The organism is Candidatus Omnitrophota bacterium (assembly GCA_028712255.1).
Taxonomy (GTDB): Bacteria; Omnitrophota; Gorgyraeia; order Gygaellales; family Profunditerraquicolaceae; genus UBA6249.
In genome coordinates this window covers 26,401-38,013 of record JAQTQJ010000016.1, presented here as the reverse complement: position 1 = coordinate 38,013, position 11,613 = coordinate 26,401, and the positions used below count along the sequence as shown (strand labels likewise).

The 11,613-nt window shown below is 37.4% G+C and carries 11 protein-coding genes; all 11 read left to right on the top strand.

The features are described 5' to 3' along the window. Positions 1 to 172: 172 nt before the first annotated feature. From PHC29_07365 to PHC29_07315, 11 genes are read left to right on the top strand one after another with little or no spacing between them, the layout of a single operon-like run. On the top strand, positions 173 to 1,777 hold the full coding sequence (locus PHC29_07365; protein ID MDD5109299.1) for an O-antigen ligase family protein: 1,605 nt from the start codon (positions 173 to 175) through the stop codon (positions 1,775 to 1,777). Between the two features lie 50 nt (positions 1,778 to 1,827). Then, positions 1,828 to 2,859: a GDP-mannose 4,6-dehydratase gene (locus PHC29_07360; protein MDD5109298.1), complete on the top strand. Its 1,032-nt coding sequence runs from the start codon at positions 1,828 to 1,830 to the stop codon at positions 2,857 to 2,859. A 1-nt stretch (position 2,860) separates the two neighbouring features. After that, positions 2,861 to 3,586: a nucleotidyltransferase family protein gene (locus PHC29_07355; GenBank protein MDD5109297.1), complete on the top strand. Its 726-nt coding sequence runs from the start codon at positions 2,861 to 2,863 to the stop codon at positions 3,584 to 3,586. Positions 3,587 to 3,590: 4 nt separating this feature from the next. Continuing rightward, on the top strand, positions 3,591 to 4,868 hold the full coding sequence (locus PHC29_07350; GenBank protein MDD5109296.1) for a glycosyltransferase family 4 protein: 1,278 nt from the start codon (positions 3,591 to 3,593) through the stop codon (positions 4,866 to 4,868). Next, on the top strand, positions 4,868 to 6,103 hold the full coding sequence (locus PHC29_07345) for a radical SAM protein (protein ID MDD5109295.1): 1,236 nt from the start codon (positions 4,868 to 4,870) through the stop codon (positions 6,101 to 6,103). Before PHC29_07350 ends, PHC29_07345 begins: the two co-directional genes overlap by 1 nt. Before the next feature lie 34 nt (positions 6,104 to 6,137). Beyond that, complete coding sequence (locus tag PHC29_07340) at positions 6,138 to 7,286, top strand: glycosyltransferase family 1 protein (GenBank protein MDD5109294.1); 1,149 nt, start codon at positions 6,138 to 6,140, stop codon at positions 7,284 to 7,286. 3 nt (positions 7,287 to 7,289) lie between these two features. Continuing rightward, positions 7,290 to 8,075 carry a class I SAM-dependent methyltransferase gene (locus PHC29_07335; GenBank protein ID MDD5109293.1) on the top strand — a complete coding sequence of 262 codons (786 nt, stop codon included), beginning with the start codon at positions 7,290 to 7,292 and terminating at the stop codon, positions 8,073 to 8,075. Between the two features lie 10 nt (positions 8,076 to 8,085). Further along, a complete protein-coding gene (locus PHC29_07330) occupies positions 8,086 to 9,168 on the top strand; it encodes a glycosyltransferase family 10 (GenBank protein MDD5109292.1) in 1,083 nt (360 codons plus the stop codon). Next, positions 9,158 to 9,991: a hypothetical protein gene (locus PHC29_07325; protein ID MDD5109291.1), complete on the top strand. Its 834-nt coding sequence runs from the start codon at positions 9,158 to 9,160 to the stop codon at positions 9,989 to 9,991. The genes PHC29_07330 and PHC29_07325 overlap by 11 nt, the downstream gene beginning before the upstream one ends. A gap of 33 nt (positions 9,992 to 10,024) precedes the next feature. Beyond that, entirely contained in the window at positions 10,025 to 10,873 is an 849-nt protein-coding gene (locus PHC29_07320) for an N-acetylneuraminate synthase family protein (GenBank protein ID MDD5109290.1), read from the top strand. Then, the gene (locus tag PHC29_07315) at positions 10,866 to 11,612 is read left to right on the top strand and encodes an acylneuraminate cytidylyltransferase family protein (GenBank protein ID MDD5109289.1); all 747 of its coding nucleotides are present in this window, start codon (positions 10,866 to 10,868) and stop codon (positions 11,610 to 11,612) included. The genes PHC29_07320 and PHC29_07315 overlap by 8 nt, the downstream gene beginning before the upstream one ends. The last annotated feature ends 1 nt before the right edge of the window (position 11,613 follow it).

Sequence of the window (11,613 nt, the reverse complement as noted above, 5' to 3'; positions counted from 1 at the left end):
GCATAAGGCCTAAATTACAGACAAGGGGAGGGGGGTTCCGGGATTTTATCATTCGGGATGAAAGCGATAAAGGGTTCCCGGGGTTTGTTAACTTAGTGGGCATTGAATCCCCCGGTTTGACAGCGTCGCCGGCTATAGGAAGGACAATCAGGAGTATTGTATCAGGTTTATTATGAATAATTCAAATAATGATTTTATTTTAAGTAAGATGTCTGGATCAAAATGGCATAGTAATGTAATTGACTATATAGCTCTTTTTATTTTAGGCAGCGTATGTTATTTATATTCCATTTTTGGAAGCGATTTCGCTGAGAATAGTATTAATCTGTTTTTTTTAGATTTTCCAATATTTATTGGCGAAATTATATTAATTATTTGCTTAATACTGTTTCTGGTAAAGCTGAAATTCGTATTTTTACAGTTTCCCCGGTTCCGTTATATGCTGTTAGTTTATTGCGGGTTTCTGCTGTTTAAGGCGCTTTATGGCTATTTTAATTGGGGGCCTCTGGCCTTTAGGCATTCCGCTATTTTTTATTATCCTTTTTTTGCAATTTTAGGGTATTATTTTTATAACGAGAGTTTCTTTGGAAATCACAAAATAAGAGCTACGCTTTTAATAATTTTGATAGTGACGGCTTATGAAATTCCTGGCGCCACACTTCCCTTCTTTCTATTTATTTATTGGATGCTTATGCTTGTTCTAGCGCTTGGATTCAAGCCAGGCATGATTAAAAATTTACTCTTAGCTATTGTAGTATTGTTGATTTTTTCGCAGTTTAAAATCATTTATCAGGTTAATCGGTCTTGCTTAATCGCAAGTTTAATCAGTATATATACTGTTTCTATTTTGATTCTTTCAATATTGAAATTGCGGAGTAAATCTAGAATAGCGGTTGCGTTGTTATTGTTAGTTTTTTTAATCACTGGCGTAGCTATTTTTAGCAATAAAAATGCAGCGAGAAGCTTAATCAAAATACGTGAAATCGTTGAGTGGTATAAAAAAGATGCCCTTTATGTGTCCCAGAATGAAAAAACGTTTAGATTTGCAAAGATAGCGCCAAAGATTTATCATGCTAACCAGGTCAAGCCGGCTAATAAAAAACTGGCGGTTACAATAAAAAAGATACCTGATAGAAATAACATTGTTCCGTCCCCTACCGCCAGCCCCGGCAGTGAGAATAATATTGTTAAGATTGGGCAGGGGCAGGTCGAAAAAACTGATTTAGTTCCTCGGCCGCAAGTTAAGAGCGATCAAAAAATGCCTAACCTTGAAGTGGTTGATTTTAAAGCAATGAAGTCTCTACTTAAAAAAGACCTGCCCAGGGGCAGGGATTTTTATGATGAGATAGGCAATATAGTCTTTAGATTGCTTATATGGAGAGATATCCTCGTTGAGCTAATTGAAGAGAAACCAATTTTTGGCTTTAGCTTTGGAAAGCCCCTGCGTTCTAAAAGTATAGAAATACTAAACTGGGGAAGCAGTGAATGGTCCCGTGATGGTTGGATTACTCCCCATAATTCATACTTAAGTATTATTTACTATTCGGGCATAGTTGGTTTAGCATTGATCGCAATCTTATTCTGTATTTTTATCAAAATGCTGGGTATCTTCTTAGTCCATAAATCATTTATTGGCATAATTCTTTCCGGAGCGTTGCTCTATTGGCTGGTTATAGCTAATTTTATGGTTATTCTAGAATTTCCGTATTGGAGTATTCCTTTTTGGGCTCTTTTTGGTATAACGTTTAGGATTTCTAACAACTTAATTCATAAATAAACTGGTTGTTATTAAGGATTATTTTAAGCGCTGATTAAAGAGGAGGTTAAGTGAAAGTCTTAGTCACGGGAGGTTGCGGTTTTTTAGGCTCTCATGTTTGCGAGTATTATGTTAGAAAAGGATGGAGCGTTATTTCTTTAGATAATATGACTAAATATGAGCTTAATAGAATTGGCTACGTGACGGATAAGGCTAGAAGCTACAATTGGGATTTTCTTAAAAAGCTGGGAGTGAAATTAACAAAGGGCGATATCCGCGATAAAAAGGAATTGTGGAAAGCGGGAAAAAACGTAGATTATATAATTCATACTGCGGCTCAACCTGCTATGACCATAAGCTGGGAGGACCCTGATTTGGATTTTTCAACAAACGTTATAGGGACATTTAATGTCCTTCAGCTGGCAAAGAGCTTACAAGTCCCAATCGTCAGTTGTGCTTCTATCCACGTATATGGCAATAAAATTAATGCGGAATTAAAAGAAGAGAAAACCCGATATACTAGGAATCCTGAAGCAATAAATGAGGATTATCCTACGATGACCGGCATATTGACTCCTCTTCATGCTTCTAAAAAAAGTGCCGAGTATTATGTTCAGGCGTTTATAGATACTTATAAATTAAAAGCCGCCAGTTTTAGGCTGACGGGGATTTATGGGGTTAGGCAATTGGGGGGGGAGGATCACGGATGGGTGGCCAACTTTTGTATAAGGGCAGTTTTAGGGTATCCCCTGACAATATACGGCACAGGCAAACAAGTCAGAGATATTATTTACGCGACTGATATATGCAAGGCATTCGATGCTTTCTATAGGGAACAAAAGCCCGGTATTTATAATATAGGAGGCGGAGTATTAACAAGGATTTCCCTTTTGGAGTGCATAGATTTAATTAAAGAGGTTAGCGGGATAGAGCCGGAAGTTAGATTTGCTCAGGATCGTCTAGGCGATTTACGCTATTTTGTCTGCGATATTGCGAAAGCAAAAAAAGAACTTCACTGGGAGGCGAAGATTACGGTAAAAAAAGGGCTCGAAAAGCTTATAGAATGGGTACGGGATAGCAGGGAATTATTTACCGGTAATTAAAATGCAAGCTTTAATTCTAGCAGGCGGTAGGGGTAAACGGTTGGGAGGTGCTTCAGCAGCAGCTAATAAGTGCCTGCTTAATGTATTGGGCCGGCCTCTGATAGAGTATAGCCTAGAGATTGCTATTAATAGTGGGATAAAAGATATAGTGGTTGTTGTTGGGTATCGCTCAGAAGATATTATCAATAATTACGGTGATAGCTATAAAGGTAGTAGAATAGAATACGTGACTCAGGCAGAGCAAAAAGGGCTAATTCACGCGATGGAATGCGCTAAGAATTCTATAAATGATGGTTCATTCATGCTGTTACTAGGAGATGAATTTATGGTAAACCCCCGGCATAAGGAAATGCCGGGCAGGTTTGAAAACAAAGGATTATTTGGGATATGCGGGATAGTTTTAGTAGAAGATAAAGATTTGATTAAAAGAACATATGCGGTATATGAAAATAAGGATAATGCAATTTACCGCTTAGTCGAAAAACCCGAGAACCCGCTTAATAATAAAATGGGTACCGGCAACTGTATTTTCAATTCCAAGGTATTCTCTTTTATTGAAAATGTCCCTGTTAACAAAAAACGCGGAGAAAAGGAATTGCCTGATCTTATCCAGTGCGCCATAGATGATGGTAAAAGAGTCGAGGCTTTTGAAATATGCGAACATTATATTAATATAAATTCATCCGAAGAATTTAAGAAAGCAGAATCTTATTTTGCGCATCTGTAGGAATATGAAAATATGCCTTGTTTCCGATTATTTGCCGCATATACACGATACCTGGAGCGGTGCCGAACTAGTATGCTGGAAAACGGGTGAGCTACTGAGTAAAAGAGGACATAAGGTCATTTTTATTACTTTAAAAGATAGAAATACCAAAAAGAGTAGAATTGATAATATATTTTTTATTAAATGCTTTTTTTATAGGTTGCAATTCATCGGTAAAAACTTCATATTAGATATAGCAGCTATTTTTAGCACCATAAATATATTGCTTAAAATCAGACCGGATGTTGTGCATATACACAGCAAACTTTTATTTTTCCCGGCAGCGATTGGCAGCTGGATCTTAAGGATTCCATTCTTTTATACAGTACTTGATTATTATATACTTTGCCCCAGGAATCTGCTATTGAGGCCAAATGGCCAGTTATGTAATTATAATCAGGGGGAACATTGTAGCGATTGTTTTTCTTTATCTGACCGGGGCGTAGTGAAATTTGTTGACAAATTGATCCCTAAGAGCCTGAAGAGTTTTTTATGTATTATCAGGAAACATACGGTTGATTTTTTTATGAATAAATCCAGTAAAATTATCACTTTCTCCGAAACTTCCAAGAACAGGCTGGTAAATTACGGTTATTCTCAGGATAAGATTGAGGTAATTTATCATTACCATTTCGAAAGTACTGCTGGCGGGAATTGCCCTAGAAAAGGCAAGGATGCAAATAAAAGAATCTTATTTGTCGGTTCGCTGATAAGACATAAAGGACTGCATATAATTATAGCCGCGATGAAAGATGTCGTTAAAGAAATTCCCAATTCCAAACTGTTAGTCGTTGGCAAGGGAAGGGGGAAATTCGTGGATAGTATCAACAGATTAATTAATGAATGCTCGCTTTGCGACTACGTGGATTTCTTGGGCCATAGGGACAATGATTTTGTGCTTGATTTGATAAAAGATGTCGATCTCGTCGTTGTGCCGGAACAGTGGTATAGTGAGTTTGGGCCAGTAATTCTTATCGAATCTAAACTTTTACATAAGCAAATTGTAGCCAGCAGGATTGGCAGTATCCCTGAATTTGTGCGGGACGGCATAGATGGTATTTTGGTTGACTTTGATAATGCTCATGCCTTTGCAAAAGGCATGGTTAGCTTATTGAAAAGTAGTGATTCTTCGGGGCGTATTGCAGATGGGATTTCTGACGCTATTAAAAAAATATCCATAAGCGATGACGTTTTTGATTCTTTGGAAAAAGTTTATTTATCTTCTTTAAAGGAGAATAACTGATGGAATACGATATAAATACAGTTAATCGGATGATTATGGGGAATATATATTTAATTAAGAACAAGCTCGGTAAGCTTATATTTACCCATCGCGACGTTTTGGGATATATCTTAGCCGGAAGATTTAAGGAGGCATTTAATTTGTTATATACGATATACTATGTCCCCGGAGGGGAAGGGGCTTTACAGATGCTCTATCGTTTTGGTTTAGACAAAATATATACTCGTTTTCCCGGCCTTGCCCCTGTTCCGCGGTATTTTGAAATAGAGACTACGACGATTTGTGATAAGAAATGTGTTTTTTGTGAGAATATTCATTGGGAAAAGGGGAGCCAGGTAAGAAGACACTTAACCTTTGATGAGTTTAAGTATACTGTTGACCAATTCCCGAATGTCCGCTGGGTCAATATGACCGGAGAAGGATCAGCCTTTCTCAATAAAGATTACTGGAAGATGTTGCGGTACCTTAAGGATAGGTATAAAACAGCCATATATCTGGTCGATCATTTAAGCGATCTTAGTCATGCAGAACTCGATGAATTGATCCATCTGGTAAAAGGTTTATATGTTTCTATGGATGGCTCCAGCAAGGATACTTATGAAAAGATAAAGCAGGGATGTTCTTTTGACAAGGTCGTTGATAATATCCGATATATCATTGAGCGGAAGCGGGCTCTTAAGCTGCATAAGCCGGAGTTACATTTCAGGTACGTAATTATTAAAGATAACGTTAAGGAGATCCCTGGTTTTATAGATTTGATTAATAGTCTAGGCAGCAAGAAAGACTTCGAACTGACAACTATAAATTTTACCGGCTTACTCTATTTTGATTCAATTAAACAATTTTACGTTTCTACGCTTAATGAAGGACTCATAGCGGAGATCAAGAAACGCATGAATAAGGGAGTTTACTTCAGGTTTGAGCATACAATTGAGAAATTTAACCCGTCTCTAGAGAAATGTTATTATTGGATGGAGCCTTATTTAATGATGGAAGGCTATGTACTTCCTTGCTGTCAAGTTTTAATGTCAAATCAGCGTCCTTTTCTAAGGCAGCATTCATTTGGTAACGTATTTAAAAATTCCTTTAAAGATATTTGGAACTCTAAAAAATATAATAATTTCCGTAAGACAATAGTTAACCCGCAAGGGAAAGTTCCTATTTTTTGCGTTGGTTGCAGGCAATTTAAGACTGAAGAACGCCTGAGGAAGTATGGCGTAGAACATGGCAATTAATTAACGGCCAGCCAGATAAAGATAATTCATAATTATGCGTATAGGGATTTCATTTTTTGGATGCGCGGGAGGCAAGACCAAGGGTTCAGGCATAAGTGTCTATGCCAAGAACTTAATTAAAAATCTCGCGGCCATTGACAAAATCAATGATTATTATATTTTTTTAAGTAAAGACAATAAGAGAAGTTTTGTATATGTGGCGCAGGGTAATCTTCATTTTAAAATAATCCCGGTTGGAGAAACAGGTATTAGCAGAGTAATATTTGAACAATTTATTTTACCGGTATTATGCTTATTTTATCGGGTCGATATAGTTCATTATATCATGCCTAGGATGCCGTTTGTGAATTTCACAAAATCAGTAGTTACAGTTCACGATTTAATGTATAAATTCTATAATGAAAATTTTAAAGGCTATGTTTCTAACTTAAAATACAAATATTTTAATGCGTGTATGAAGAGGGTAATGAAAAAAGCCGATAAGATCATTGCTGTTTCAAAATATACAGCCCTAGCTGTAGAAAACTATTTTAAAAGAGGGATTAATAAGATTAATGTTATTTATGAAGGAGTCGATCCGGAATTTTTTAAAAGCCCAAATGGAGATTCAGCGGAAAGTAAGCCGGATCGTTCCGAGGGGTATATTCTTGCGGTAAAGTCCGGATTCCCGCATAAAAACTTAAAAAGTGTCTTGAGCGGGTATGTTCTGGCTAAGAAAAAATATAACTTTCCTCATAAATTGGTCGTTCTGGGGGATTCAACCGGAATGCCGGTGGAGTTATCGCGACTACTCAAAGATTCCGGTAAGGGGGGAGAAGTAGTTTTTATGAACAGTGTTACAGAAAAATCTTTGATAGATATGTATAAAAATGCCGCTCTTTTTATTTCCTTATCACTAAATGAAGGATTTGGCCTACCTGTCCTTGAGGCAATGGCTGCGGGAGTACCGGTAATTTGTTCTGATAGAGCCTCTTTCCCCGAGATAGTTGGGGAGGCTGCCGTAATAGTAGATCCATTAAATGTGGATAAGATAAGTGAGGCAATAAATACCTGCTTAAATGACGACATTTTGACTAAAAAAATGGTAGATGAGGGGATACGGAGAGCTAGAAGATTTTCTTGGGAACAAACAGCGTTGCAGACTCTTGAGCTTTATAATGCTGCAGCATATTTGAGGAGATAGCTTATGGTTCTTGTGAACAAAATTAAAAATTTGACTTCAGAATTTTATATGAAATTTAGTAGATTTATTCCTTCTGCCGATCCTCCTAAAAGTAACCTGAAGAAAGAAGCTATTATTGAGAAGATTAATAAGGTCCCTTTCTGGTGGCATCATATTGAGCTTGGCTATGGGATAGTTACGCCAGGGCACCAAGGCGGAATAGGCAATTCATCAGCTTCTCAGAGGATCCTGCGCAGGTTAGATCTCCCTGCCGATTTTTCGGGTAAGAGTGTTTTAGATATAGGCGCATTTGACGGGTATTTTAGTTTTGAAGCAGAGAAAAGGGGCGCGGCTAGAGTTCTTGCGGTGGATAACTTCTATAGACTGGAAAAGGAAGGCAAGCATTTGGATTCGCGTGAAATGGGGTTCAAGACCGCCAAAGAGATCTTAGCTTCGAATGTTGAATATAAAGTTATGGATGTACTCGATTTGTCCCCTGCTGCAGTAGGGGAATTTGATATTGTTTTATTTCTGGGAGTTTTTTATCATTTAAAGCACCCTTTGTTAGCATTGGAAAGAATCGCTTCTATAACAAAAGGAATGATGATTTGTGAGTCGCACTTTGAGAATAAATACAAAGGATCGCCCGTAGCAACCTTTTATGAAAAAGATAACGAAAATAATGATCCGACTAATTGGTGGGGCGCGAATCAGGAGTGTATGGAAGCTATGATCCGTTCGGTTGGTTTTAGAACGGTAAAATGCGTTTCTAAATTTAGAGATAGAATAGTGTTGCATGCTTTTAAGTAATAAGGAATAAATGAAGATAATAAATATTGGCGTGTGGGGGCATGATGAGCCGAGATGTTATAGTAACTTAAGGTTCAATAATCCTCATCTTGGGCATAATGAAAACTCAGCGGAGAAGTATAATTATTTACATAAAAAAGGAAAAGAAGCCGGAGTAAACTTTATTACTCTTGATTTGGTAAAAGATTTTAGTAAGCTCGATGGTTTTATGTTTATCGATGTCCCCAGGAGTAGTAACAGATTTGTAGCAAGGGCCTTTAAGTTAAAGAAGCCGATGTTTTTGATAACAGAGGAATGCGAAGCCATCTACCCGGACAATTGGATACTTAATAATCATAGATGTTATGAGAAAATATTTACTTGGAACGATTATTTCGTAGATAATAGTAAATATTTTAAAATTAATGTTTATTTTATTGAAACCAAAAAAATAAAAAAGGACTTTAGCCATAAGGATAAGCTGTGTACTCTGATATCAGGCAATAGATTCGTCAAGCATCCGAATGAATTGTATTCAAAAAGAAGGGAAGCGGTAAGGTGGTTTGAGAAAAATCATCCTTATGACTTTGATTTATACGGGCATGATTGGGATTTATACCTTTTTACCGGTAAGTTTAAATGGATCAATAAACTTAACGGAAATAAGCTTAGATTTTTAAGAAAGTTGTTAGGCAAAGTCTTAATCTGGAATAAATATCCCTCATGGAGGGGAAGAGTACTCCGGAAAAAACCTATTTTAGAAAGATATAAATTTGCCTTATGTTATGAGAACACAAAGGATATGACGGGTTATATATCCGAAAAGGTCTTTGATTGTTTTTTTGCAGGAACTGTCCCTATCTATTGGGGGGCAAATAATATAACTGAACATATACCGGCGGAGTGTTTTATAGATAAAAGGCAATTTGATAGTTATGAAAGTCTGTATTGTTTTTTGAAGGGGATGGATAATAAACTCTATCTGGAATATCTAAACAACATAGAAGCCTTCCTGAACAGTAAAGTTGCTTATCAATTTTCTTCGGAATACTTCGCTAATACGGTAATTACAGAAATATTGAAGTCTATGGAAAATAGAAATCATGGAAATTAAGAGTATTGATTATTTTATTAATCGCGAAAAAAACAAACCATGCCTTTTGGCTGGGACAGCCCCGAGTATAAAGAATTTTCCTTTTAACAGGTTTAAGGGCCTGTATTTTATGGTAAACTCCGGCCCTTTATTATTAAATAAACTTGCTACTCCTAATTATTGGATAAGCGCAAATTTTAAGAACCCGGTTCCCAGCTTACACTTTAAAAAAATTAATAAATTCAAAGATTGCGTTTATATATTTTCAGATACGGCTTCTTATGCAAGAGAGAATAATTATGATTATGGTTTCATAAAAGAAAAACTTAAGGTCAGTTGGTTTGCTTTTGATGATCGGCATACCAATCATAAGAAATGCTCTCCACTAGACGGTTGCTGTCATTTTGTAGATTTATACCCGCAGAGAGAAACTGTTTTTGAAATGTTTAAAAAGCTGTATAATCTACCGGAGCTCTGCCCCAGTCCTCCCAGTACTTCTGCGATTTATCTTTTGATGTTTGCTATTCTAACTGGGTGCTCCCCCATATATCTACAAGGTATAGAATTGCCGTTATACCAAAAAGATTATGTCCAGTATAGAATGTGCCATTTTGAAAATTTACGGAATATAAAATATGTTTTGCGTTCTTACCTAAGGGGATGGATGAACGGCAGACCAGAATATTCGGGATTCTACGATGGTTACGATAGGACCTTTGCGGCCTTTGAATATTTTATTAATCTTGGACACAGACTTGGAATTAAGATATACAATTTGAGCCCAACATCGGCTCTCAACAAAATTAAAATATTGCCGTATTTGGACTATAGAAAAGTCTGCTAAGTATTGTAGGTACTAAAAAAGGGGAGGATTCCAATGGCCATATTTATTATCGCGGAAGCGGGTATCAATCATAATGGCGATATTAATATTGCAAAAGAATTAATTAAGGTGGCGAAGGATGCCGGGTGTGATGCGGTAAAGTTTCAGAAAAGAACAATAGATCTGGTATACTCCAAGGATTTACTGGATTCTTACAGGGAAAGCCCATGGGGTAAAACCCAAAGAGCCCAAAAAGAAGGGTTGGAATTTGGGCTAGAGGAATACAGGGAAATTGACAAGTTTTGTAAAGAATTAAGGATTGAATGGTTTGCTTCAGCTTGGGATATAGAAAGCCAGAAATTTTTAAAACAGTTTAATCTTAGACACAATAAGATTGCTTCAGCGATGCTTGTTTATGAAGATCTCCTAAAAATGGTAGCCAAGGAAAAAAAACATACTTTTATTTCGACAGGCATGAGCAATATGAAAACAATTGATCGAGCGGTAGAGATCTTTAGAAAGGAAAACTGTCCTTTTGAGCTTATGCATTGTGTGTCGACTTATCCCATGGATGATGAGGATGCTAACCTAAAGGCGATTGAGTCTTTACAGGAAAGGTACCATTGTAACGTCGGTTATAGCGGGCACGAGGTTGGCTTGGCTGTTTCTTATGCTGCGGTAGCCCTAGGTATTAGTTCACTAGAAAGGCATATAACCCTTGATAGGGCGATGTACGGTTCTGACCAGGCTGCTTCTATTGAGCCCATGGGTATCAAACAGCTGGTGGGGGCAGTGCGTAAGATTGAAAAGGCTATGGGTGAAGGGAGGATTTGTATCCATCCTAAAGAAATACCTATTGCAAAGAAGCTTAGGGCACACGTGCCGTGGGAGGCAAATGAGTAAGGTAATAGCGATAATTCCGGCTAGGTCGGGTTCAAAGGGCGTCCCAAATAAGAATTTGAAAATATTAGGCGGGTTTCCCCTTATAGCTTATTCTATTGCTGCCTCTGCTTTAAGTAAGGGTATACAAAGAACGCTTGTTTCTACTGATTCGCCGGAGATAAGAGATATGGCTAAGTGTTACGGAGCAGAAGTACCTTTTCTGCGTCCTGAAGAATTTGCCCGGGATGATTCTCCGGATTCCGAATTTGTCCTGCATGCAATCGACTGGTTAATGAAGAACGAAGGCGGTCTCCCTGATTATATCGTTCATCTTCGCCCAACTACTCCGTTGAGGGACCCAGAGATTATTGACTTTGCTATTACAGAAATGGAAAAACAGGCCCAAGCGACATCTTTACGTTCGGGACACTTGGCTTCGGAGTCTCCTTTTAAGTGGTTTTTAAGAAACCAGAATGGTTTCTTCAGCGGGATTACGCAAGCATATTCGAATGATCAAATAAATATGGCAAGGCATCTTTTCCCCGAAGTTTATATTCCAGACGGTTATGTAGATATTTTGAAAGTTTCTTTTATAAATCAGCATAAAGCTATCCACGGAGATCTTATTTATGGTTTTATTTCGCCAGTTTGCCAGGAAGTGGATACTTTGGAGGATTTCGAATACCTTGAGTTCCTGGTAAAGAATAAGCCGTTTTTTATACACGAATACTTAGAAAAACATTACAAGGCAAAGGTGTAGT